Genomic DNA, 23,004 nt, shown 5'->3' on the forward strand with positions numbered 1-23,004 from the left:
TTTTTAGTCTACATAAGGAACATTGTCTGGTTCGACGTTTTCGCTATTTAGTAGAATGATATTTTCACCACGTTTTTTGCGGAGTGCAATGTCATGTTCACCCCAAAGGCATAGTGCTTCAAGAATGCGATTTAGGCTTTCTCCATAATCAGTTAATGAATATTCAACTTTTGGTGGAACTTGACTATAAATTTTACGACTTACAATTCCGTCGTCTTCAAGTTCACGTAATTGTTGCGTCAGCATTTTTTGAGTAATATTGGGGATCGCACGTCTTAATTGTCCGGTACGCATGGTTTGATGTTTTAGATGACAGAGAATAATAGGTTTCCACTTTCCACCAATAATATTCATAGTAGCTTCAACGCCAATATTATAAACTGCTTGTTTCATCTATTTCACCGTTCCTTTACTTGAGTAAGGATAATCTTACCATTATTATTTTGTTTGGCAATTTGATTGTAACTTGAGATCTTCACTAGAAACAATATTTTTGTTTCCTAATTTCATTAAGACTACTGTTAGAACAACACTTATTAAAATCATACCAATTCCGATCCAGGGGGTATTAATTAATTGACCGGCACTAACTGCTTGTCCTCCTAGTGTTGATCCAAAAGTAATACCAACGTTAAATGCGGAAATATTTAGAGCAGATGCTAAAGAAATTTCATTTGGAGTAAATTTCTCTGCTAATTGAACGATGTAAAGTTGTAGTCCGGGAACATTCATGAAAGCAAATAACCCCATAACTAATACAGCGACTAATCCCAAGAAGTGCATATTCATTGTAAGTTCCATTAAAATCAATGCGACGCCTAAACCAATGAACATTTTTAAAAGTGCACTTAAAGGATTGCTGTTGGCAAATCTTCCACCAAGAGTATTACCTACGGCAACGGCTAAACCGTAAAATACTAGGATAATAACGATTGCTGCTTGTGACCATTGCATTTGTTTATTCAAAATAGTTGTTAGGTATGTGTAAACTGGGAAAGTAGCACCATATCCTAATGCTGTAATGATCAAGATCAAAAGTAATTGTGGTTGCTTGAGGATCTTCCAGATACCTTTAACACTAGTTGGCCTTGGTAATGGCAAGTCATTTGGTACGAGCATAAAGTTAGTAATTAAGCCGATGAATCCTAAGATAACTAGGAATAGAAATGAAGCGCGCCAACCTAAATTTTGGCCGATAAAAGTTCCTAGCGGAACACCTGTGACTGTGGCAACGGTCAATCCTGTAAACATAATAGCAATTGCTGAAGCACGTTTATTCGGTGCGACAACATCTGCGGCAATCAATGAAGCAATTGCCATAAAGATTCCATGTGACAAGGCTGTGATCACACGTCCTGCTAACAAGATCCAAAAAGTTGGTGCTAGTGCGGCGATTAAATTTCCGAGTACAAAACTGATCATGATACCTACTAATAATTTTTTTCGATTCCATCTATTAGTTAGTAAAGTTAAAATTGGGGCACCAAACATGATCCCCATGGCGTAAATTGAGACGGTCAAGCCTCCGGTTGCTAGTGAAACATTAAAAGTTCTAGTTAAGAGCGGCATAATACCGACACTGATAAATTCGGTTGATCCAATGGCAAATGCGCTGATAGCAAGTGACATTAAAATCCAATTTGATGATACTTTGTTATTCATATTTGATAACTCCTTTGCGTTGAAATATAAGCATGAGTATCATTATATGGGGTTAGGATAAATAAACAATTACGTACTTTAAAGTGCAATAGGTACTAAAAAGTACCTGTAAAATACAAAAAAATTAAATTATTTCAAAACCTTATTCTGATAGTAATTTGAAGCACTTTATATATTAGAAATTTACTCATATTATTAGATTATTTGTTGACAGGTTAATCTGATAATGTTTTACTAGGAAACATAATAAAACAGACATGAAAGGAAGAGGCAATTAATTATGATAGAAAATCAACTTAAACATTTAAATAGTCAATTTGCCTTTAGCTTTTTCTTTAGATAGCGTTTGTATTCAATCTCTTGGATACGGACGCACACGCAGCGTTCGTATCTATTGATTGGCTAAAGTTATTAATCATGTCGCTAAGCCAGATAGATGCGAGTTGAATCTATCTGGAAATAATATTCGGGCCCGATATTAAACCAGATGGATTCTACTAATCTATCTGGTTTTTTATTTTCTCTGGAGGGATAAGAATATGAAAAAATATTTAATGGGATTAGTAACATTAATAATGGCAGTATTAGTTTTGGCAGGTTGTTCTTCAAATGCCAGTTCGGATAAAAAGACTTTAAACGTTGGAATTTTACAAATTGTTCAGCATGGTTCACTTGATGCAGCAAGGGATGGTTTCAAATCGGGATTGAATCAAGAAATTAAGTCACATGATAAAGATATTAAAGTTAAATACGATTATATGAATGCTCAAGGAGATCAATCTAATTTGAACTCAATGAGCCAACAATTAACACAAAAAAAGCATGACCTATTACTAGGAATTGCTACACCAGCAGCTCAAGCGTTAAGTAAGAAAACTAAAGATACACCAATTTTAGTTACAGCCGTTACTGATCCTAAATCAGCTGGATTAGTTAAATCAAACGACAAACCAAAGACAAATGTTTCGGGAACAAGAGATTTAGGACCAGTTACAAAGCAGATCAAATTACTGACAACTTTGACAAAATCAGATAAGCCATTAGGTGTTTTATATAATTCATCTGAAGAGAATTCAGTTTTACAAGTAAAAATGGCAAAGAAATATGCTAAGAAAAACAATATTAAATTAAACGTAGTCAGTGTTACAAGCACAAATGATGTTGCCAGTGCCGTTGACGGTTTGAAAGATAAAGTAGCAGGAATATATCTTCCAACAGATAATTTGATGGCAAGTTCTATGAAAACAATTGGTAAAAAAGCCAAAGAAGCTAAGTTGCCAGTAGTTACTGGATCGATCGAAATGGCTCAAGATGGTGGAACAGCTACTTATGGATTAAACTATCGTGATCTTGGTAAACAAACAGGTAAGATGGCTTATAAAGTTTTAGTTGAAAATAAGAAAATTGAAGATATGCCAGTAGAAAAATCTAAAACATTACACTTGTACATCAACAAAGCTAATGCCAAAGAAATTGGTTTAGATCCAACAAAGATTGAAAAACCTTAAAAAGGAGTGCTAAACAATATGCTAATATCCAGTTTAGGACAAGGATTATTATGGGCACCACTAGTAATTGGTGTGTTTATTACCTTTAGAATTTTAGATATTCCAGATTTAACAACTGAAGGAAGTTTTCCTTTTGGTGCAGCAATGACAATTAGTCTAATGCTAAATGGTCAATCAGCTTTTACAGCAACATTGATGGGATTCTTAGCCGGTTGTTTAGGCGGATTTGTAACGGGGATTCTTGATACTAAGTTACATATTCCATCACTATTAGCCGGAATTTTAACAATGACCGGACTTTATTCAGTCAATATGCACGTCATGGGTAAATCCAATGTACCGTTGTTAACGCAAAAAGTTTTAACAGATTATTTACCTAGTTGGGCAACGGAGATCCAGACAATTGTCCTAGGTGTAATTATTGTTGGATTAGTAATCTTGGTTCTCTATTTATTATTCAAAACTCGTTTAGGATTGTCTTTGATGGCAACGGGAAATAATAAAAATATGAGTGCCGCAAATGGGATCAATACTGATGGGATGATTATTTTTGGCTATACAATTTCCAATGGATTGATTGCTTTGTCAGGTTCGTTGATTGCTCAAAGTAATGGTTATGCCGATATTGGTATGGGAATTGGAACGATCGTTATTGGATTAGCATCTGTTTTAGTAGGTGAAATTTTCCTTCGTGGCAGAAATATTCTAGTTAGACTTTCAGCTATGGTAATAGGTGCGATCTTATACCGTTTCTTACTAACAGTTGCGATGGGATTAGGCTTCCCACCAGATGATCTAAAGATTTTATCAGCGATTATTTTAGTTATCGTTATATGTGTACCAATCGTCAGAAATAAACTTAAAACACGTAAACAATTAAAAATATATCTATCTCAGTTAACGGAAGGTGAACAAGATGAGCAAATCACAAGTGTTAAGCGTACAAAATTTACAAAAGGTGTTCTTTCCGGGGACAGAGAATGAGCGTCATATTTTAAAAAACGTTAGTTTAAAAGTTTATGATGGTGATTTTATTTCAGTGATCGGAAATAATGGTGCTGGTAAGTCTACTTTATTAAATACAATTGCTGGGACTTTATCAGCTGACGCCGGTTCAATTAATTTAGAAAATAAAAATGTTATAAAAAAATCAGTATCGTATCGTTCTCGTTGGATGTCTCGAGTTTTCCAAGATCCTAAAATGGGAACGGCTGGAGAATTAAGTGTGGCTGAAAATTTAGTTTTAGCCCAAAGTCACGTTCGTACAACCAGCCTCAAATGGTATCGTAAAAAGGGACAGTGGGAGACATTCCAAGAGTTGTTGAAACCACTTGATATGGGATTAGAAGATCGTTTAAAGACACAAGTTAAATATCTTTCCGGTGGTCAAAGACAGGCATTATCCTTGTTGATGGCAACTTTAAGTAAGCCCAAGTTATTGCTTTTGGACGAACATACAGCGGCACTTGATCCTAAAACTAGTCGAGATGTAATGAATTTGACTGATGAGATCGTTAATCGGGAGAAATTGACTACTATGATGATCACGCACAAAATGTCTGATGCTTTGAAGTATGGCAATCGTTTGATCATGGTCCAAGATGGTCAGATCACGCTTGATGTTAGTGGAAAAGACAAGCAGGAGCTTGATTCTGAAGAACTTGTTGGGATGTTTGATAATTAATGGTTTGTTGGTTTTCTTCTTCCGATTACGAGTAATTCCACCCGTTGAGCGACCGACTTCAGCCGAGGTCTGAAGTCTCGATTCCAAGCTTTGCTTACGCAAATCTTAGAATCGTCGGTGGAGTAAGAACGGAAAACCGCCGTTCAACTCCACTTTCTCAACGGGTTCCATTACTCGTAATCTCCAGATGTTTTATATCAATATATTGGAATTCATTTTTACTAAGGTTAATTTGATTTATTATTCGTGGCTGTTTATAATAACTTATGAACGAAAAGAACCGAAGGGGGTGCGACCTCTCCGGTTCAACATAAGTATTGATGTTGACTGCAAGACTATCTGTTATGGATAGTCTTTTTTATTTTCCTTATAAAAAATGCTGTTTCCAGCAATGTAGTCTCCTTACTATCAATAATTTCATGTTACTTCACCTCCATAAGTATTTTTGAACGAAGGGCGTGTAACATCTTTAGCTTACTAAATTTACTTAAGTGTAGACAATACGCCAATGAAAAGATATTAAAAAAGCATGATTCCAACAGAACAGCGAAATCATGCTTCTCAATTCATAATCAATTAATAAAACAAGCGGAGGTAAAGAGATGGCACCAGCAGTGATTGGTAGTGTTGGGAGTCGGTTTTACGACCTTACACTACCGGACGTGTTTTGAGATTTACGTACTTTGTAAAGCTCAAAACCGAGGTTCAAGACCGTGACTTGAACCGGTCCCACAGCAGGTGCTATCTCTTTACCGGAGCGTCAAACTACCACCACAATTTTACTAATGCCTGCGTACCATCATTTCCTAAATCTTTTTCGTCTACTAATTTTTCATATAATTCTTTAGCCTGCTTAGTTGCAGGTAAGTTTAGTTTCATCTTTTCGCTTTCATCTATGGCAATTCTTAAGTCTTTCAAGAAATGTTTTGAAAAGAATCCGGGTTTGAAATCGCCGTCTAAAACTCTAGGCGCATAATTTTCCAAACTCCAATTATCGCCAGAGCCACCACTAACTGTCTTTATAATAGAAGGAAGATCCAAACCGGCTGCTTTGGCATAGACTAGCATCTCTGTCATTCCGGTCATAGTACCGGCAATCATGATTTGATTTGCCATTTTGGCATTTTGTCCGGCACCGTATGATCCGAAGTAATGATTTGATTTGCCCATAACTTCAAAGATTGGCTGCAATTGATCAAAGGCTTCTTTTGAGCCACCGACCATGATAGTTAATTTACCATCACGGGCACCAACGTCTCCACCAGAAACAGGGGCGTCCAATGCCAAAGCACCGATTTCTTCAGCTTTTGCTCCGATTTTCTTTGCCAAAGTAGGGGTGCTTGTCGTCATATCAACGATTATTTGACCAGATTTTAGATCTTTGAAGACGCCTTTTTCGGAATTAAAATAAACATCTTCAACATCTTTTGGAAAGCCTACCATTGAGAAAATAATATCAGTATTTTCAACAACATCTTTGGGAGAATTGAACCACTTAGCACCTTTTTTAATTAAGGGTTCAGCCTTAGATTCTGTTCTAGTGTAGATATACACTTGATACTTTTCCTTCAACAGGTTGTTTATGATTCCACTGCCCATGACACCGGTTCCAATAAATCCAATTTTTTGCATTTTTCTACCTCCTGATAATTTGTTTATATATAAAATATAATCTATTTGATTCAAAATTTAAAATATTTGGTGATAATTCAAAAGTATATTGTTTTTTAGAAATTCCTAGGATATAGTGTGTGAGGCTAGCAAAAAAATAGGAGGTGATTTCAAAATGAAATTCAATAATTATCCAAGAGACATCTTTGCAGCAATATTCTTTGGAATAACTTCTGCTATGGGGATTCAATTACTTTTACAACCAGCTAAAATTTATACTGCTGGGGTCATGGGTGCAGGTCAGCTTATATCAAACCTGTTCGCTGAATTTGCTAAAATCAACAGCCCAGTTTATTTGTGGTATTTTATTATAAACGTACCGATTATTTTAATTGCCTGGTTTAAATTGGGCAAAAGATTCACTATTCTATCACTAATTGCCGTTGCATCATCCACTATATTTATTAAATTTATACCGTTAAATCCAATTACAAATGATCCAATGCTAGCTTCCGTTTTCGGTGGGGTCATGGTTGGTGTTGGTACCGGATATTGTTTCCGTTGCGGTTTTTCAACCGGTGGAACTGATATCATCGCTCTTTTAGTTCAGAAGAGTACTGGAAAAAGTGTTGGTGAAATAGGCTTTTATGTTAATGCTATTATTCTTTCTATTGCCGGAGTCGTATTCGGTTGGCAGTTGGCTTTATACAGTATAGTGTCTATTTATGTTACTTACTTATTAGTCGACAAAATGTATATCCAGCAACAGAAAATTACTGTTACAGTTTATTCGCACCATATCGATGATATTGCACAAGAACTTTTGAAAACAGTTCATCGCGGAGTCACACTCGATCACCATTTGGAAGGTGGCTATTCAGGCGAACAAATTGGTTCAGCAACAATGGTCCTAACTAGATATCAATTATTCTTTGTTAGAGATGCAGTTGCTAAAATCGATTCCGATGCCTTCATAAATATTCAACCAACCATGTCTATCATGGGAAACTTTTTTGATAATTAATATATTTGTAGCAAAAAGGGGACGTAATCCAATTTTGGATTGCAGCCCCCTTTTTTAATTTAAACAAATATGTCTGTTTTTACTACTTTATTACATCAGAAATCAATTCGTCACCACTGGCAATATTGTATTCTTTCTTTATTGTAGAAGGATTTTGCAGTATCTCGACTAATGATTTGGCAACATCGATTCTTGGAATACTTCCAGATTCATTTTCACCAAGTGATTTGATCTTACCAGTTGATTCATCATTAGTAAGAGCACCAGGATGGATAATTGTGTAGTCAAGATCTGTCCCACGCAAATGAACGTCAGCATAATGTTTAGCAATCATGTATGGTTTAATACCAGATGCGTCCCATTTATCACGATTGTCGCTAAAGATCGAGCTGACCATGATATAACGTTTTATACCAAGTGCCTCAGCAACCATCATAGTCTTAATAGCACCATCGAGATCGATTTGAATCGTTAAATCATATCCAGCGCCACCAGCTCCAGCAGAGAATAGGAGAACATCAGCTCCAGATTCTTTGACAGATTTAGTAATATCGTCTAAAGATGCTGTTAAATCTAAAAATTGAGTAGGGATGTTATTATCCTGATAGGCCTTGATTTGTTCTTTACTTCTTAAACCAGCTACAAAATCAATGTTTTTTGACTGTAATTCACCAATTAATAAATGCCCAACTTTACCATGAGCCCCGATTATTAATACTTTCATGTGCGATCCTCCTTATTACTCTTACCTTATCAGCAAAAGATTCTTTTTACCAATGAAATGAATTTCATTATAATAGAAGAAAAGGGAGGGGTTATATGAAAGTTCTTGGCATTTTGGCATCTCATCAAGAGCATGGATTAAACGCGCAAATGCTTGATGAGGTCTTAAAGAACGTTGATGAGGGTGTAGAAACTGAAACGATCTATTTAGAAAATTATCAGATCACTCCGCATAAATACCACGAGAAAAACCTTGTATTGGACGAATTGTCCGAAAAGTTGATGGCAAGTGATGTTTGGGTTTTTGCCGCACCAACATATTGGCGTGAATTATCTGGAGTTCTAAAAAACTTTTTTGACTGTATGCGTCCTAAGTTCGTTTATTTTAAAGAAAATGGCGATACTATTCCGGGAAAATTTAAAGATAAGCATTATTTGAGCATTACATCTTGTTATGTAAGTCCGTTAGAAAATTTTGTGACAGGTGTTACTGACGAAAGTTTAAAGACGATCGATCGAGTAATGTCAGCGGCAGGTGTAATTAAAACAGGTGAGATCGTCTTACCCGGTACATTTGGAATGAAAGAAATTCCCGAAGGTAAGAAACGTTTAGCCGCTAAATACGGACACAAAATATCTCTTAAGAAGAGAAAGGATGACTCAACTTTGAAAAGATATATTCAGCTATTTTTCATGATCGCTATTATGGCTTTAATTACTATGGGTATCCAAGTTCCCTTGCAATACGTAATGCCAATTAATAATTTTTGGATCAACTATATAAGTTTTACCGTGATTTTCTTTGTACTATTAGCCTGCATTTTGCATTTTGTTACCTTTGTAAAGCATCGCAGACGTTAAAAATAAAAAGGCAGTAATCCGATTTTTTGGATTACTGCCTTTCTTCTATAAAAATCTAGTTCATTTGATCTAATTGGTCCAATACTTTGTCATAGCTTGGTTCGTTTGTTTGAACTTTTAGTATTTCTGAGTAAAGGATTTGTTTATTCTTGTCGACTACCCAAACTGAACGTGCCAATATGTCTCTGTCCTCGATCCATAATTTACTCTTTTTACCAAAATCATGATTAACGTCAGAAATCATTTGCATGTTTTTAACGCCTTCAGCCGCACACCAATCTGATTGTTGTTCAATTGTGTTTGTTGAAATGGTAATGAAGTTGATCTCTGAATGACCATCGACTTCAGTATTGAAATGTTTCGTTTGAATACTGCATACACGAGTATTAATGTCAGGTACGACACTGATCAAAAGCGGTTTGTCCAAGAAGTCGCTTAATTGAACCGTCTTTCCATCTTTATCCAATACTTTGAAATCTGGGAAGTTTTCACCAACTAGTGGAGGTTGCCCCAAGGTTGTTACTGTTTCTCCTTTGAAATCTAAATCCATACTGTCCACACCTTTCCTATTACAAACGTTATAATCTAATTATAGATGATAATTTTTTAAAAACCTAGGAATTAGGCTGTGCGAAAAGAATAAATGATGTGAAGGAATAAAAATGTATCTAATAGGAAGAAAAGTGATCATTCGAAACTTTATTGAAGAAGATTTCGATGAATTTTATCGCTTAGTAAAAGATCAAAACAATCACCAAAAGGCTGGATTGGAGTACACCGATAATGAAAATTTAGCTAAAACGCTGTTTAAGAAGTATCAGGAGTTACCAAATAGTTATGTAATTGCACTTGAAAATAATTCAATGGTAGGGATAATTGAATTAAATGAGCGGGGAATAACTGCTGATTTAAGGGAAACTAGAGAAATTGGGTTTATTATCGGTCAGGAATATAGAAGAAAAGGACTCGGTAGTGAGGCAATTTCACTATTAATTGACTATGGTTTTAAAGAATTAGGACTACGTGAACTGTGGGCAGCAGTCAAAACTGACAATTTACCCACAAAAAATCTATTAAACAAGCTAAAATTCAAATTTATTTATCAAGTAAATCAGAATTCTCTCTTAACCGACGATGAAGTGCCGTTAGACTTTTATCTAATAAAGCCGTAATTTCCCACTTTTGGAAAAGATTTCTTAAGTAAAACGGAATTTAAAGTAATAGCTTACATGTTAAACTTAATCTTGGTAAGGAGATAATAGACTGATTTTTGATGAGAGGTTTTTGATATGAAAAGAAAAAGAAGATCAAATAAAAATCTTACATTCAAAAAGCGAATGATCGGTTTATTTGCGATTGCCGTTATTGTCTTTGGAGTCGTTGGTGCCTTTGGGGTAAATCAAGTCATCGCCGACTCTGCCAATAATTCTACTGGAAGCTCCGTTGATAGTGCTCAACCAGTTGTCGCTGAAGACAGTGATGACGGCGGAGGACCTTCAAACGCCCACGTACTAGTAACAAGTGATAACACAGGGGATAACACAGACGGGGATTCAAGTAAAACTCAGTCATCAGATAACGTGCCATCAGTAAACATCAATAACTTATCATCATATCCACAAACAGGGGATGCTGATGAAACAGGACTAGTTATTGTCGGTTTATCTATGTTGGTTGGTCTATTCGCTTTTTACATGAAGAGAATTAAACAAGCTTTAAAGAATTAATGGTTACAAAAAAATACCATTTTTAATAAATTTCATTTACAAAAGGTGAAGTTTACAGAAGCAGTTTTATTGGTATTATCAATATGTAATCAAGTTACATCAAAAAAGTAATTCGTATATCAGGGAGGAAACAAACATGAAATTATCAAGAAACGTACTCGTAGGCTAATTAGCAACAGCAGGTATCGTATTAGGAGCATTTGCACCATCACTAACAGCACAAGCTGCTACAACATCAGCAACAGTTAACGAAGATGGTACTATTGCACCAACAGGTACTGAGAATAAAACTGTTAACCCATTGAACGACAAAGACAATCCTGGATTAGCCATTGCTTATGATGATGGTACAGGTACACAAGCTAATATGAAGACAGCAACTGCAGAATCAGATGCAAATGTTAAAATCATCAGTGGTATTTTAACCTTAGACAAGGTTCCTGACTTTGGATTCGGTACAGCCGCAGCTGGATCAACAGTTGATCTTCAAGACAACAGTTCAGTTATCGACAATGATGGTAACCAATCAGGTATCCTTCAAGTAACAGACTCACGTGCAAACGGTACTACTGCTGGCAGTACAGCCGGATTTGATGTTACTGCACAATTAGGTGCATTTACTGATGGAACTAAAAATGCAGACGGTACTGATAAAGCTGTTGAGGGTGCATTTACACTTGCATTGCAACCAGTACAATTGACAACTTCAACAAATTCTAAAGATGTTATTCAAGGTCAAAAATCATTGGCAGCAAGTATGACATCTGGTGGTACTGGATCAGCCAGTGATACAGCACCAGTTCTTAACTTAGCAAAAGATTCATATTCAAATGGTGCTATTATTGCTCAATTTGCAGCACAAACAGGTTCACCTAACGCAGATGCACAATTAACTGTTCCTGGTGAAGCAGCTAATGCAACAAATGCTTCAGTTAAGTCAGTACACTCAATTATTACATGGACATTAACACCAAAAGCTATGGATAAAACAGCAGCTTCAGGTGAATAGAGATTAGTTGTATAAATTAATAATCAATTTAGTAGTTAACAACAATTGATTTAAATAAAACCACTACTATACTTATAGTAGTGGTTTTTGTATGATGTAAGAGAAGTTATATTTAAGATTCTGTGGGAGGAATTTATTATGAAAAGAGTATCTAAACGATCTCTATTCGTTTTTTTTGCAATATTTGGTTTAATAGTTTCAAGTTTTGCAATGATTCAAACTGCACAAGCTGCTTCTGGTGATTATTCAATCAAGCCTGAAGCTAGTGCGGACGAAGTTAATATTGATAATGGTACTTACGTTATTGAGGGTGACCCTGGGCAACAAGTTCAAGTTAAAATAGGTGTTATTAACAAGTCTAATAAGACACGTAAATTTGTCATCAACGCTAATACTGCCTATACAAATAATAGTGGACAGCCAGGCTATGATAAAACTAAAGTCCATGACCCAAGTTTAAAGATTCAAACACGTGATGCCATTACACCTAACAATATCATTGCGACTGTTAAAGGTGGAAAAGAAATGATTATCCCTGTTACTTTAACTATTCCAAAGAAGAGTTTTAAGGGTTATATCATGGGTGGATTTAATGTAAAACCTTATAAAGAAAAAGCTAAGGGAACTGTTAGTGCTAATGGTACTTTGATCAAGAATAAGTTTAGTTATTCTTTACCTATTCAAATTCATCAAAAATCTAGTGCTAATCAAGATCCAAAATATTCAATTAATACTGTAAAACCAGGTTTGGTATCTGATGCAGCTCATCAAAGAGCTGGTGTGAATGCTAACGTTCACAATTCTGCTAATGGTTTTGTTACAGAATTGAGTTCTAAAGCTACTGTCACTAAAAAGGATGATAAAAGTTTTAAAATCACGAAGTCACAAACTGGACAAGCCATTGCTCCAACATCAAATTATGATTACTCAATCTCATGGGGTAAGAAACCTATGAAAGCTGGTAACTATCATTTGAAATTAGTTTATAAGACTAATAATGGTATTAAGAGCTGGACTTTGAACAAAGACTTTACAATTACTAACGCACAAGCTGCTAAGTACAACAAGTTAGCTGGAATCAAGCCTAATTACATGTGGCTATATATTCTTCTTGGTATTCTATTACTTGCTATTATTCTTGGACTAGGTATCTATCTAGGTAGAAGAAATAAGAATAATAATGGAAATAATAATAATGGTAATACACCAAATAAACCAACTAGAAGACGTCGTCGTTAATTTTAAAAAAAAGAAGCTGTTCCAAGACTTGGAGCGGCTTTTTTAGTATTATCATAGGTGTAGAGATTAAAGAATATGGGGCACAATAATGACTAAGAAATTGAAATATATTTTACTATTTCTCACCTGCTTTATTCTGGGGATAATTGTCACTCCCACAACAGTATCCGCGGATATTAAGGGTATAGCTGTAACGCCATTAGTTAATGATTCTGATATTACTGATCGTTTTCAAATCATTAGCAAAGGTGGAGAAACTAGAGACTTAAAAATTTCCATCAGTAATTTTAACAGTGGCTCTATTGATTTAGTTGTGGCGCCAACTAACGCAACTACTTCAGACGATGGTAAATTAGTATTTACTGATGTTGTAAAAAAAGGCGATTATGGATTACAAGATTCTTTCGCCAGTATGACTAAAATGAAAAAAGTTCATATTAAGTCAAATCAAACTAAAGATGTAACCTTCAAGGTTAAATTACCAGATCATAAGATTAATGGTTTAATGATCGGTGGTTTCAATGTTTATGAGAGTACTAGCAATTACAGCGGTAGCGCCAACGTACCAGTCTGGATCACCGGTGATAACAAAGCTGTCGGTGGAATTTTAAAAGCCTACAACTTAACACTGGGTGTTCAAAACTATCAGCCGCACATGTATGTTAACCTACAAAATGATCAACCGGGATTAATGAAGAATGTTGTTGTTCATATGACGGTCAAACGTCAAAGTTGGTTAGACCGCTTTAATTTAGGTCCAAAGAAGATGGTGGCTGATCTTCGTTATCCAAAGATTGCGCCAAATTCCAAAGTGCCAATTGATTTTAATCAAAATCAGACACCTATTGCACCGGGTACTTACAAGATGAAGGGTGTAGCAAGAAGTGGGAAGACTGTTTGGAATTTCCACAAAACTTATAAAATTTCTCAAAGTGATGCTAATAAGATCAACTCAAAATCACGTAATCTGATTTACGATAAGACTTTGACATATATCTTGATTAGTGGTGTTCTAGTAACATTAATAGTCTTCATTTTTTGGGGAATTTGGTATCAGAACAGGAGTTAAACATGAAAAAACTCATAGTATTTTTATCAATGTTCATTTTTGCGATTCCTTTGTTTAATCAGACGACAAAGGTTGAAGCAGCGGGTGACAAGTCATATTCGATCCAATCAGTTTTACCTGATAATCAGATTGACAAAGATGAATCTTATTTTGACTTAAAAGTGGAACCAAATAAGGATCAGACTTTAAAGATAATTATCTTTAACACTGGTAGTAAGAGTATTAAAGTCACTGCTGAAGTAAATAATGCTTATACAGCTGATTCGGCTACGATCGGTTACGACAAATACAATAAATCGACGTATAAGAGTGATTTGCCAGAACTTAGCTCATTAGTCGAAGGTTCTCGTAAACAGACTGTAAACTTAAAAGCAGGCGAATCTAAGGAAGTTAGTTTCAAAGTAAAATCACCTAATAAAGAATATAAAGGGATTATTTTAGGTGGTGTAACGACAATTGCTAATGTTTCGCCAACTAAATCAAAGAACTTAAATATTCAAAATCAAGTCCGCTATGTTAAAGGTGTCGTACTCCGTTCTAAAGATGACGCAGTAAACCCTGATATGCATTTGACCGATGCTTTCCCTAAGGCAGTTTCTGGTAGTAAAGGTATCGCCTTTACAATGGACAATACCGCACCGATCAACATCAATAATGTGAAATTAAAATCTAGGATAAAACATGGTTCAAAAACTTTAAATTATCATGCTAAAAATCTACAAATAGCACCTAATTCCAAGTTCAATTACTTTATACCAATTGATGATTTTACAGCCGGAACTTATAAAGCCAAAATTACTTTAACTGGTAAGAATGGCTTTAAACAGACTTTTACTAAAACGATCAGTGTTTCTAAAACTGATGTAAAAGAAGTTCAAAAACAAACTGAACCAGTTAGACAAAATAATCATCAATGGATCATTATTTTGGTAGGAATTATTATCCTGGTTATCGTTGCAGTTTGGATGTACCTCTATTACTCACAAAGAAATAGTGATTCTAAGCACGGAAAATCAACTCGTCGCAGAAAGTAAATTATGAGAAAAACAAGGAATTCAAATATAGAGTTACTAAGAATAATTAGTATGCTCTTTATCACGTTGCATCATTTTAGTCTTTGGGCGCAGGGTGGAAGAAGTGACTATTTGATCGCTCACAATCATTTGTGGTCGGCATTTTGGTCACTTTTTTATTTACCGCTGGGAGATATTGGGGTGTATATTTTTGTAATGATCTCAGGCTTTTACTTGGGGATAAAAAATATTTCTATTAAACAATCAGTCAAGAAAACGTTGAAAGTATACGCAGAAGTGTATTTTTACAGTATATTATTCTTGATCTTGGCACTTAATTGGCAAAGCCCTGTAAAAACTAATAAATTATGGCAGTCCGTAATGCCAATAACCTTTAATCAATATTGGTTTGTGAGCGGCTATGTAGTTTTGATGCTGTTAGTACCCTTTATTAATCAAGCAGTTAATAAACTAACAAAACGGCAGTTTGCATATTTACTAACAGTTTTGGTAGTAATCTGTGGCATTTTCCCACTTATCAACAATACGATTGCTTCTCAAACAGTTGGCTTAGGAATATTAATAACAGCTTATTTGTTTGGAACGTTCATTGCTAAGTTTATCCACAGAAATAATTGGAATTATCTGATAGGCCTATCGTTATTTGTCGTTAATACAATAATTATCTACATAATTATGTATTATCAAATAATTTTAACTAAAGATCGATTCACAAATATTTACACAGGAATTTTTGCACTGTTGTCAGCATGGGGACTTTTTCTAATTTTTATAAATCTGAAGCCAGTCTTCCATGTCATATTTAATCAAGTAGCAAGACACATGTTTGCAGTATATTTAATAACTCAAAACATATTCGTTTTAAAGCAATTGTGGAGTAATTTTCATTTTAAACAGATCCATGATTTAACAAAATTAAATTTGTATGGTCTAGGAACAGTATTGTTGATCATGCTAGGATGTTACCTGATCGATATTGTAAGATCGGCCATTTTCAAATTAATCAGTTTAATAGCAAAAAAATCAGAAAATCCATAAATTAGAATTTTCTGATTTTTATATTGAATTATACTAGTCGGAGGACAAAAAAATAAAAGTCAGCTGTGGCAGTGCCGTTAGCGATTCATCGCTTACAGCACAGGACGTATTTTTAGATTCACAAAGTGAAGCTAAAAATCGAGTCTTGAGACCGAGGCTCAAGACGTTCCCACAGCAGGCTTTTATTTTTTTGTCCGGAGACGGAAAAGGTAACTATTTAGCCGTCTTACGTTTCTTCTTCATTTTATCGACTTTATTTTTAAGTTTAGCTACATATATCTTATTGAGACGAATCATCAGATAAATATAATCAGATCTAGTAGACGAAATATCCCAAGGCATAACAACCAGATCTTCAGGATATTTCTTTAATTCTTCTTTAGTAGGAAAAACATCCAAAGTCGTAATTAATACATCGACATTCTCGTATTTGGTGATCGGAACAATTTCCGCAAAGTCTAAAGATTTAATATTTCTTGAAATAACTGCCTCGATCGGATTACCCGGATCAGCCAATAATTTAACATGAATAATGTCGCTTTCTTTAATAGTTGAAATATAGCTAGGTAAAACTTTGAACAAGTCTCTAGCAATATTTTCAGCGGCGTTATATACTCCAGGATATTTTTCTGAATCCACATTGTTAAAGAATTCATAGACATCTTGGTAAAGTGACGTGTATTCTTTAGTATCTTCAGGCGAATCATCATAGTGGCTCCATCGAATCACTGAATCTGGCGCCATGATGTAGTAGAAGACAATTTCACGTGTAACGAAGGTCATAATATTAGTTAGGATCCTCTGATTACGATAAACACTCATATCATCGTTATAACGTTCCTTCAAAAAATCAACGAATCGATAGACGATTCCGTAGAATTTAGAATTGATTTTGAAGTCTAGGTTAACCGGTTTATCACTGTCGGTTTCTCCAGCCTCAAAGACTACTCCTTTGAAGAGATTAATAAATTTATTTTCTTCATCCAAAGCATTTATGGGAACGAGTGTGTAAGCTTCTGGATTCAAAATTGGATCGCCAATATCAGCATCTTCAAACACTTCGTTAAATTTACCCATATTTTTAATGTAGCAACGTTTAGTTATTCTAATTTGTGAAATTGCAATTAAATATTCCAGCTGAAGAGTGGCGATAGGATTATCAAAATGAATATTCGCATCGTCAATTATTTTTTTAATATTTTTTTGCTGGATGAATGAAAAAGGCCATTCCAAACCGTGATAGACTTGCCAATAAACGAAATAAGCCATCCAACGAATATTTTTCTCATCACCCTTTATCTCTAGAGTTGAATTAGAAACCTTTAGACCGAAGTTTTTAAGAAAAATACGGAAGTTGGACATTTTACGGTTCAAAGTGGATTTACTAGTGAAGTGATCGTTGCTAAAAGCCTCTAAAGAGGGATTAGGGCTAGTTAAGCCATAGTTAAAAGCTTGAAAGACAATGGCGTTTTTAACTAAGTGCAGACGATATTTATCCACTGAAAGTTTATCGAAATCAATTGATTCAATCTTAGTTACTTTAGGATCTAAGTCTGGAACCAATTCGAGTAAGTCGTTCAGCAAGGCTTGAAAAATGTTGTAAGTCTTTTGATATGAAAATTCCATTCGATTACCAATATTGCTTAAGTTCAGTTCTTGAGGAGGCAATGATTTGATTACGGTAAACATGTTATACTTTTCAACTTCTTGCCTCACTAAAAATACTTGTTCCAACATAATCCGATTCTCCCAAATAAAATGAAGTTAAAACACATGAATTTAATAACCTACTTGATACTATGTTAACATTTATTTATAATGTTTTGTAATCAGATAGAGGTGCATTTTTAATTAGTCACATTTTTCGAGTACATTAGGGTACTTTGACAAAGATGAAAAAGGTAAAAATGCCGAAACGAACTCACCCCTAATGGTGTGTTTTGTTGGGACGTTACTTAATAAGTGGCGGACTGTCGCAGTGAAATGCGTTGAGCTATTGATCATTTGGATACGAAAGTCCTTATTGTCAGTAGTTTCTTCTGGTAATAGGGGCTTTTTTTGGTCCAAAAAGGGGAAACGAATTATATGGAAAACACAGATGTCAACCGGTCGTTGAAGACTCGTCATTTGTCAATGATCGCTTTAGGAGGTTCAATCGGTACTGGATTATTTGTTGCTAGTGGTTCATCTATCTCAACAGCCGGTCCTGGGGGAGCTTTAATAGCCTATGTGGCTATTGGTATTATGGTTTACTTTTTAATGACTAGTCTTGGCGAAATGGCTACTTATATGCCAGTTTCTGGTTCATTTGCAACATATGCTACAAAATTTATCGATCCAGCTATGGGTTTTGCTTTAGGCTGGAATTATTGGTTTAACTGGGCTATTACTTTGGCGGTTGACCTTTCAACAATTTCATTGGTTATCAAGTATTGGTTCCCAAGCTGGTCTTCTTGGAAAATCAGTTTGACGTTCTTAGTTGTTTTATTGGTGATCAATTTAATATCTGTTGGTTCATTTGGTGAAACTGAATATTGGTTATCATCAATTAAAGTTACTGCTGTTATTGTCTTCTTGATCGTTGGTGCTTTAACGATTTTTGGTATTTTAGGTCAAAATGGTGCAGTTGGTTTATCAAATTATACTTATAAAAAAGCTCCAATCGTTGGTGGGATACCGGCAGTATTGAGCGTTTTCGTTGTTGCTGGTTTCTCATTCCAGGGTACTGAATTGATCGGTATTACAGCTGGTGAATCAGCTACACCTGAAAAGAGTATTCCAAAGGCTATCAAGCAAGTTTTCTGGAGAATTCTTTTATTCTACATTTTATCTATCGCTGTTATTGGTGCTTTGATCCCTTATACAAGTCCTAACTTGTTAGGTTCAGAGGCTGGTGATATTGCTATCAGTCCATTTACTATCGTCTTCAAACGTGTTGGTATTCCACTTGCTGCCGGTATTATGAATGCTGTTATCTTAACGTCAGTTATTTCTGCTGCAAATTCCGGTTTGTATGCTGCCAGTCGTATGCTTTGGTCAATGAGTAAACAAGGTATGGCACCAAAGACTTTTGAGAGAACAAATAATCATGGTGTGCCAGTATTTTCATTATTATTGACTGCTCTTGTTGGTGGTGCAGCATTATTTACTAGTTTATACGGTGACTCTTTCTATGAATTACTAGTGGCTGCTAGTGGTTTGACAGGATTTATCGCTTGGCTAGGAATTGCCTTTTCACATTATAGATTTAGAAGAGCTTATCTAAATAAAGGATATAGCTTAGACGATTTGAAATATAAAGCTAAATGGTTCCCATTTGGACCCATTTTGGCGATCGTATTAGGAATTATCATTATTATTGGTCAAGATATTAGATCTCTAGTCAACTTCAATATGGGACGTCTGTTGATCAGTTACAGTGGTCTAATCATTCTCTTTATCTGCTGGTTATATTACAAGCTAAGATATAAGACTAAATTTGTTAAACTTGACGATATTGATGTCGCTGAAACAAAAAAGAATCATCACTTTTAAAATCTAAGAGTTGAAAATAAAATTATTTTCAATTATGATATATTTAAATATTAAAGCTAATAGGATACCTACTCATGAATCTTTCAGAGAAACGATGGTTGGTGTGAATCGTTAAGATTTCTATTCCAGTATCCTGGTGGCGGGTAATTCCGTCCGGATTGATCCGATAAAATCTGAAAGTGCAACGTGAAAACGTTGAAACTGGGTGGTACCGCGAATGGTCGATTCGTCCCTTTATAGGGATGATTCGGCCATTTTTTTGTAGGAGGAAAAATATGTTAGATATTAAGTTGATCAGACAAAACCCAGAATGGGCCAAAGAAAAGTTAGCTGCTCGTAGTATTCCTAATGAGGAAGTTGATGAGTTGTTAGACTTAGATAAGAACCGTCGTGATTTATTAGTACAAACAGAAACTTTGAAGGAAAAACGTAATACTGTTTCTCAAAGTATTGCTCAAAAGAAACGTAACAAGGAAAATGCCGATCAAGAAATTGCCGACATGCAACAAGTTGGTGCTGATATTAAATCATTAGATGCACAACTTGAAGAAGTCGATAAGAAAATGAGATACATTTTAGTTCGTCTCCCTAATTTCCCAGATGATTCAGTTCCAGTTGGACCTGATGAAAGTTACAACAAGGAAATTCGTAAATGGGGTAAAATTCCAGAAGAAGGATTCAAACCAAGACATCACTGGGATATTGGTGAAGACTTAGGAATCCTTGATTTTGACCAAGCTGCTAAAGTTTCAGGTAGCCGTTTTGTTTACTACATTGGTATGGGTGCTAGATTGGAACGTGCTGTTTATAATTTTATGCTCGACCAACATCACGAAGAAGGCTATACAGAAGTTATTCCTCCATACTTGGTAAATAACGAAGCAATGTTTGGTACAAGTCAATTCCCTAAATTTACAGAAGATGTTTATACAGTTATGGTTGATGAAAATCCGCTAACATTGATCCCAACTGCTGAAGTACCATTAACAAACTATTTCGCTGGCAAGATCATTGATGGTAAGGAATTACCTGAAAAGGTTACAGCCTTGTCACCAAGTTTCCGTTCAGAAGCAGGTAGTGCCGGACGTGATACTCGTGGATTGATCAGAATGCACCAATTTAATAAGGTTGAAATGGTTAAAGTTACTGACCAAGAAAGTTCATTTGATGAATTGGAAAGCATGACAGCTAATGCCGAAAATATTCTTAAGAAATTGAACCTTCCATATCATGTGATCGTCCTTTCAAGTGGTGATGCAAGTTTCAGTTCAACTAAGACTTATGACCTTGAAGTTTGGTTACCAGCACAAGATAAGTATCGTGAAGTTTCAAGTTGCTCAAACTGTCTTGATTTCCAAGCTCGTCGTGCCCAAATTCGTTACCGTGATGAAAATGGTAAGACAAAATTAGCTCACACATTAAACGGATCAGGTTTAGCATGTGGTAGAACAGTTGCCGCCATTTTGGAGAATTACCAAAACGAAGACGGTTCAGTTACAATTCCTGATGTTTTAGTACCATATATGGGTGGAGTTACTAAAATTACTAAGGAAAATGCCAAATAGATATTGACCTTTATTTGACAGATTGATAAAATTTAATAGTTGTTGAAAAACAATTATTGAATTATTCCGGATTAGCTCAGTTGGTAGAGCATCTGACTGTTAATCAGGGTGTCGTCAGTTCGAGTCTGACATCCGGAGTATAAAAACTTAGGATCTGCCTAGGTGATAAGATTACATCTAGTAGGTGTAGTCTTTTTATTTTGCCAGTTTAGCTCAGTTGGTAGAGCATCGGTATCGTAAACCGGCGGTCACAGGTTCAAATCCTGCAACTGGCATTTTTAAGACCGGATAGAACAGAGGTTCGCAAATTATGAAATAGGAAAGCTGATATATAGGCTTCCCTATTTTTTTGTTTCTATATCAAACGGATGGGGTAGGAAAGTCCTTTGCACAAAATTTTGCACTTTAGTTAAAAGACAATTTGAAAATAAAAAAAGTGCAAAAAATTTGCACAACGTTTTGCACTTGAGTGCTAAAAATCATCTAGTAAGCCTTCTAGGCGGGCGTCTTCGTCCTGCTGAACGGCACGCATGATGTGGGCATAGATTCTTAACGTTACTTGTGGGTTGGCATGACCAACTCGCTGAGAAACATACAGTAGACTGAAATTATGGGCAAACAAGTAAGATACGTGCGTATGTCTTAACCCGTGAGGTGTTATTACATCTTTTACGCCTGCCTCCTTAAGAAGATCTTTCAACATATCGCTTACGGCTTTATTACTAGGGTTTTCTCTTTTTTTATTTCTAAATACAAAATCGTTATCGTTCGTTATCCCTTTAGCTTTGTAATAATTTTCTTGGTTAGTTTTATGCTTTTTTAAAAGATCCATAGTTTTAGGATTTATAGCGATTGTTCTAGTTGAAGTCGGGTTTTTTGTTTCCTTAATCGTGTTTCCTCCGGAGGGTATCGCGTGTTTGATCGTTACAGTATTATTTTCAAAATGAACATTATTCCAACTCAATGCGTGAGCCTCCTCAAATCTAGCACCAGAATTACCAATAAATATTATTTCAAGAGCTGATGTATTAGACAGGTCATATCTTAATTCAGCTTGATGTAGCAATTTAGCAAAATCATCTAGCTGCAAATATTTATCTTCCGCATTAACGGCTGCCACTCCAAACACTAATTTTACGTTCCTAGTGAAGTTTCGGCGCATGATACCTTCGTCTATCGCCTCGTCACACATTGCCTTCACATACGAATTTAGGCGGCTAACGGTAGATTTTGATCGCTTTGCACCGTATTTATTAATAAATTCTTGATATTCACTTTTTGAAACATCTATAAGTCTTTCATCGCCAAAATATTCCTTTAATTTTTTCCCATAATTCTCATACCGTTTCATACCACCCTGGTTAACGCCAGGAAGGCGGTAAAGTTCAGTCCATTTAGTATAGTAATCTGTAAATGATATGTTGATCTTACTAAAGTCCATTTGCTTTTTATCTAACTGCATTTCTCTTTCAAAATCTATCGCAGCTGACTTACGATCAAAAGTATTACTTTTAGTATGATACTTCCCGTGATTATCCTTATACGAAATTCTAGCTTCCCATTTTCCATTCCTTTTATTAACCGACATTTATCAATTTCTCACTTTCATAAACTAAACTTCGGTTTAGTTCTATTTTTTTGCCGTTTTTTCAACAGAAAATTTACAAATCAAGGGGGTTTAATTAACTAATAGGGGCACGTATGTTCTTTTGACGA

22 protein-coding genes, 2 tRNA genes and 1 riboswitch are annotated in these 23,004 nt (G+C 35.3%); of the genes, 16 read left to right on the forward strand and 8 right to left on the reverse strand.

Annotation, left to right across the window (positions count from 1 at the left end):
- Positions 1-3: 3 nt before the first annotated feature.
- Together EKM77_RS05220 and EKM77_RS05225 are read right to left on the reverse strand one after the other, a co-directional pair.
- Positions 4-393: a winged helix-turn-helix transcriptional regulator gene (locus EKM77_RS05220; protein ID WP_125592996.1), complete on the reverse strand. Its 390-nt coding sequence runs from the start codon at positions 391-393 to the stop codon at positions 4-6.
- A gap of 45 nt (positions 394-438) precedes the next feature.
- Positions 439-1,662 carry an MFS transporter gene (locus EKM77_RS05225; protein WP_125592997.1) on the reverse strand — a complete coding sequence of 408 codons (1,224 nt, stop codon included), beginning with the start codon at positions 1,660-1,662 and terminating at the stop codon, positions 439-441.
- A 539-nt stretch (positions 1,663-2,201) separates the two neighbouring features.
- Between EKM77_RS05225 and EKM77_RS05230 the strand changes: the two genes are divergently transcribed.
- Genes EKM77_RS05230 through EKM77_RS05240 form a run of 3 tightly spaced genes read left to right on the forward strand, consistent with a single transcriptional unit; the run spans position 2,202 to position 4,854 of the window.
- Positions 2,202-3,170, forward strand: a complete 969-nt coding sequence (locus EKM77_RS05230) for an ABC transporter substrate-binding protein (protein ID WP_125592998.1) — start codon at positions 2,202-2,204, stop codon at positions 3,168-3,170.
- 18 nt (positions 3,171-3,188) lie between these two features.
- The gene (locus EKM77_RS05235) at positions 3,189-4,154 is read left to right on the forward strand and encodes an ABC transporter permease (protein WP_125592999.1); all 966 of its coding nucleotides are present in this window, start codon (positions 3,189-3,191) and stop codon (positions 4,152-4,154) included.
- Positions 4,087-4,854 carry an ABC transporter ATP-binding protein gene (locus EKM77_RS05240; RefSeq protein WP_125593000.1) on the forward strand — a complete coding sequence of 256 codons (768 nt, stop codon included), beginning with the start codon at positions 4,087-4,089 and terminating at the stop codon, positions 4,852-4,854. The genes EKM77_RS05235 and EKM77_RS05240 overlap by 68 nt, the downstream gene beginning before the upstream one ends.
- Positions 4,855-5,619: 765 nt before the next feature.
- Here EKM77_RS05240 and EKM77_RS05245 read toward each other — a convergent pair.
- Positions 5,620-6,486, reverse strand: coding sequence for an NAD(P)-dependent oxidoreductase (locus EKM77_RS05245; protein WP_125593001.1), 867 nt, complete (start codon positions 6,484-6,486; stop codon positions 5,620-5,622).
- A gap of 154 nt (positions 6,487-6,640) precedes the next feature.
- On the opposite strand from EKM77_RS05245, the gene EKM77_RS05250 reads away from it, so the two are divergent.
- Positions 6,641-7,489, forward strand: a complete 849-nt coding sequence (locus EKM77_RS05250) for a YitT family protein (RefSeq protein ID WP_125593002.1) — start codon at positions 6,641-6,643, stop codon at positions 7,487-7,489.
- 82 nt (positions 7,490-7,571) lie between these two features.
- Here the strand turns inward: EKM77_RS05250 and EKM77_RS05255 are convergent, their stop codons facing one another.
- Positions 7,572-8,213 (reverse strand): SDR family oxidoreductase, encoded by a 642-nt coding sequence (locus EKM77_RS05255; RefSeq protein WP_125593003.1) that lies wholly within the window; start codon positions 8,211-8,213, stop codon positions 7,572-7,574.
- Between the two features lie 95 nt (positions 8,214-8,308).
- Here EKM77_RS05255 and EKM77_RS05260 point away from each other — a divergent pair, with 95 nt between their 5' ends.
- Positions 8,309-9,073, forward strand: coding sequence for a flavodoxin family protein (locus EKM77_RS05260; RefSeq protein WP_125593004.1), 765 nt, complete (start codon positions 8,309-8,311; stop codon positions 9,071-9,073).
- Between the two features lie 55 nt (positions 9,074-9,128).
- Here EKM77_RS05260 and tpx read toward each other — a convergent pair whose 3' ends face one another.
- A complete protein-coding gene (gene tpx, locus EKM77_RS05265; protein WP_125593005.1) occupies positions 9,129-9,623 on the reverse strand; it encodes a thiol peroxidase in 495 nt (164 codons plus the stop codon).
- Positions 9,624-9,735: 112 nt separating this feature from the next.
- On the opposite strand from tpx, the gene EKM77_RS05270 reads away from it, so the two are divergent.
- Positions 9,736-10,245, forward strand: a complete 510-nt coding sequence (locus EKM77_RS05270; RefSeq protein ID WP_125593006.1) for a GNAT family N-acetyltransferase — start codon at positions 9,736-9,738, stop codon at positions 10,243-10,245.
- Between the two features lie 117 nt (positions 10,246-10,362).
- Entirely contained in the window at positions 10,363-10,800 is a 438-nt protein-coding gene (locus EKM77_RS05275) for an LPXTG cell wall anchor domain-containing protein (protein WP_125593007.1), read from the forward strand.
- A 165-nt stretch (positions 10,801-10,965) separates the two neighbouring features.
- Here the strand turns inward: EKM77_RS05275 and EKM77_RS11055 are convergent, their stop codons facing one another.
- Positions 10,966-11,112, reverse strand: a complete 147-nt coding sequence (locus EKM77_RS11055; RefSeq protein WP_225425191.1) for a hypothetical protein — start codon at positions 11,110-11,112, stop codon at positions 10,966-10,968.
- Here EKM77_RS11055 and EKM77_RS05280 point away from each other — a divergent pair.
- The 5 genes from EKM77_RS05280 to EKM77_RS05300 all read left to right on the forward strand — a co-directional run bounded on the left by EKM77_RS05280 (position 11,102) and on the right by EKM77_RS05300 (position 16,189).
- Positions 11,102-11,809, forward strand: a complete 708-nt coding sequence (locus tag EKM77_RS05280; RefSeq protein WP_225425192.1) for a WxL domain-containing protein — start codon at positions 11,102-11,104, stop codon at positions 11,807-11,809. The two genes, EKM77_RS11055 and EKM77_RS05280, sit on opposite strands and share 11 nt — an antisense overlap.
- A 138-nt stretch (positions 11,810-11,947) precedes the next feature.
- The gene (locus EKM77_RS05285; RefSeq protein ID WP_125593009.1) at positions 11,948-13,048 is read left to right on the forward strand and encodes a DUF3324 domain-containing protein; all 1,101 of its coding nucleotides are present in this window, start codon (positions 11,948-11,950) and stop codon (positions 13,046-13,048) included.
- Between the two features lie 88 nt (positions 13,049-13,136).
- Positions 13,137-14,117: a WxL protein host-binding domain-containing protein gene (locus EKM77_RS05290; protein WP_125593010.1), complete on the forward strand. Its 981-nt coding sequence runs from the start codon at positions 13,137-13,139 to the stop codon at positions 14,115-14,117.
- Positions 14,118-14,119: 2 nt separating this feature from the next.
- Positions 14,120-15,151 carry a DUF916 and DUF3324 domain-containing protein gene (locus tag EKM77_RS05295; RefSeq protein WP_125593011.1) on the forward strand — a complete coding sequence of 344 codons (1,032 nt, stop codon included), beginning with the start codon at positions 14,120-14,122 and terminating at the stop codon, positions 15,149-15,151.
- Between the two features lie 3 nt (positions 15,152-15,154).
- Positions 15,155-16,189, forward strand: coding sequence for an acyltransferase family protein (locus tag EKM77_RS05300; protein WP_125593012.1), 1,035 nt, complete (start codon positions 15,155-15,157; stop codon positions 16,187-16,189).
- Between the two features lie 213 nt (positions 16,190-16,402).
- Here the strand turns inward: EKM77_RS05300 and EKM77_RS05305 are convergent, their stop codons facing one another.
- The gene (locus EKM77_RS05305) at positions 16,403-17,926 is read right to left on the reverse strand and encodes a helix-turn-helix domain-containing protein (protein WP_125593013.1); all 1,524 of its coding nucleotides are present in this window, start codon (positions 17,924-17,926) and stop codon (positions 16,403-16,405) included.
- Between the two features lie 89 nt (positions 17,927-18,015).
- Positions 18,016-18,193, forward strand: a riboswitch (Lysine riboswitch).
- A gap of 81 nt (positions 18,194-18,274) precedes the next feature.
- On the opposite strand from EKM77_RS05305, the gene EKM77_RS05310 reads away from it, so the two are divergent.
- The 4 genes from EKM77_RS05310 to EKM77_RS05325 all read left to right on the forward strand — a co-directional run bounded on the left by EKM77_RS05310 (position 18,275) and on the right by EKM77_RS05325 (position 21,563).
- Positions 18,275-19,723: an amino acid permease gene (locus EKM77_RS05310; RefSeq protein ID WP_125593014.1), complete on the forward strand. Its 1,449-nt coding sequence runs from the start codon at positions 18,275-18,277 to the stop codon at positions 19,721-19,723.
- 275 nt (positions 19,724-19,998) lie between these two features.
- On the forward strand, positions 19,999-21,288 hold the full coding sequence (serS, locus tag EKM77_RS05315; protein ID WP_125593015.1) for a serine--tRNA ligase: 1,290 nt from the start codon (positions 19,999-20,001) through the stop codon (positions 21,286-21,288).
- Positions 21,289-21,353: 65 nt separating this feature from the next.
- Positions 21,354-21,426 (forward strand) — tRNA-Asn (locus EKM77_RS05320).
- 64 nt (positions 21,427-21,490) lie between these two features.
- Positions 21,491-21,563, forward strand: a tRNA-Thr gene (locus EKM77_RS05325).
- 197 nt (positions 21,564-21,760) lie between these two features.
- On the opposite strand, the gene EKM77_RS05330 is transcribed toward EKM77_RS05325, so the two are convergent.
- Positions 21,761-22,876 (reverse strand): tyrosine-type recombinase/integrase, encoded by a 1,116-nt coding sequence (locus tag EKM77_RS05330; protein WP_125593016.1) that lies wholly within the window; start codon positions 22,874-22,876, stop codon positions 21,761-21,763.
- Positions 22,877-23,004 lie beyond the last annotated feature (128 nt).

This window comes from Companilactobacillus baiquanensis (genome assembly GCF_003946605.1).
Taxonomy (GTDB): Bacteria; Bacillota; Bacilli; order Lactobacillales; family Lactobacillaceae; genus Companilactobacillus; species Companilactobacillus baiquanensis.

Excerpts from the sequence above, each read along its gene's own strand:
- EKM77_RS05220 (WP_125592996.1), bottom strand. The coding sequence starts at position 393 with ATGAAACAAGCAGTTTATAATATTGGCGTTGAAGCTACTATGAATATT.
- EKM77_RS05225 (WP_125592997.1), bottom strand. The coding sequence starts at position 1,662 with ATGAATAACAAAGTATCATCAAATTGGATTTTAATGTCACTTGCTATC.
- EKM77_RS05230 (WP_125592998.1), top strand. The coding sequence starts at position 2,202 with ATGAAAAAATATTTAATGGGATTAGTAACATTAATAATGGCAGTATTA.
- EKM77_RS05235 (WP_125592999.1), top strand. The coding sequence starts at position 3,189 with ATGCTAATATCCAGTTTAGGACAAGGATTATTATGGGCACCACTAGTA.
- EKM77_RS05240 (WP_125593000.1), top strand. The coding sequence starts at position 4,087 with ATGAGCAAATCACAAGTGTTAAGCGTACAAAATTTACAAAAGGTGTTC.
- EKM77_RS05245 (WP_125593001.1), bottom strand. The coding sequence starts at position 6,486 with ATGCAAAAAATTGGATTTATTGGAACCGGTGTCATGGGCAGTGGAATC.
- EKM77_RS05250 (WP_125593002.1), top strand. The coding sequence starts at position 6,641 with ATGAAATTCAATAATTATCCAAGAGACATCTTTGCAGCAATATTCTTT.
- EKM77_RS05255 (WP_125593003.1), bottom strand. The coding sequence starts at position 8,213 with ATGAAAGTATTAATAATCGGGGCTCATGGTAAAGTTGGGCATTTATTA.
- EKM77_RS05260 (WP_125593004.1), top strand. The coding sequence starts at position 8,309 with ATGAAAGTTCTTGGCATTTTGGCATCTCATCAAGAGCATGGATTAAAC.
- tpx (WP_125593005.1), bottom strand. The coding sequence starts at position 9,623 with ATGGATTTAGATTTCAAAGGAGAAACAGTAACAACCTTGGGGCAACCT.
- EKM77_RS05270 (WP_125593006.1), top strand. The coding sequence starts at position 9,736 with ATGTATCTAATAGGAAGAAAAGTGATCATTCGAAACTTTATTGAAGAA.
- EKM77_RS05275 (WP_125593007.1), top strand. The coding sequence starts at position 10,363 with ATGAAAAGAAAAAGAAGATCAAATAAAAATCTTACATTCAAAAAGCGA.
- EKM77_RS05285 (WP_125593009.1), top strand. The coding sequence starts at position 11,948 with ATGAAAAGAGTATCTAAACGATCTCTATTCGTTTTTTTTGCAATATTT.
- EKM77_RS05290 (WP_125593010.1), top strand. The coding sequence starts at position 13,137 with ATGACTAAGAAATTGAAATATATTTTACTATTTCTCACCTGCTTTATT.
- EKM77_RS05295 (WP_125593011.1), top strand. The coding sequence starts at position 14,120 with ATGAAAAAACTCATAGTATTTTTATCAATGTTCATTTTTGCGATTCCT.
- EKM77_RS05300 (WP_125593012.1), top strand. The coding sequence starts at position 15,155 with ATGAGAAAAACAAGGAATTCAAATATAGAGTTACTAAGAATAATTAGT.
- EKM77_RS05305 (WP_125593013.1), bottom strand. The coding sequence starts at position 17,926 with ATGTTGGAACAAGTATTTTTAGTGAGGCAAGAAGTTGAAAAGTATAAC.
- EKM77_RS05310 (WP_125593014.1), top strand. The coding sequence starts at position 18,275 with ATGGAAAACACAGATGTCAACCGGTCGTTGAAGACTCGTCATTTGTCA.
- serS (WP_125593015.1), top strand. The coding sequence starts at position 19,999 with ATGTTAGATATTAAGTTGATCAGACAAAACCCAGAATGGGCCAAAGAA.
- EKM77_RS05330 (WP_125593016.1), bottom strand. The coding sequence starts at position 22,876 with ATGTCGGTTAATAAAAGGAATGGAAAATGGGAAGCTAGAATTTCGTAT.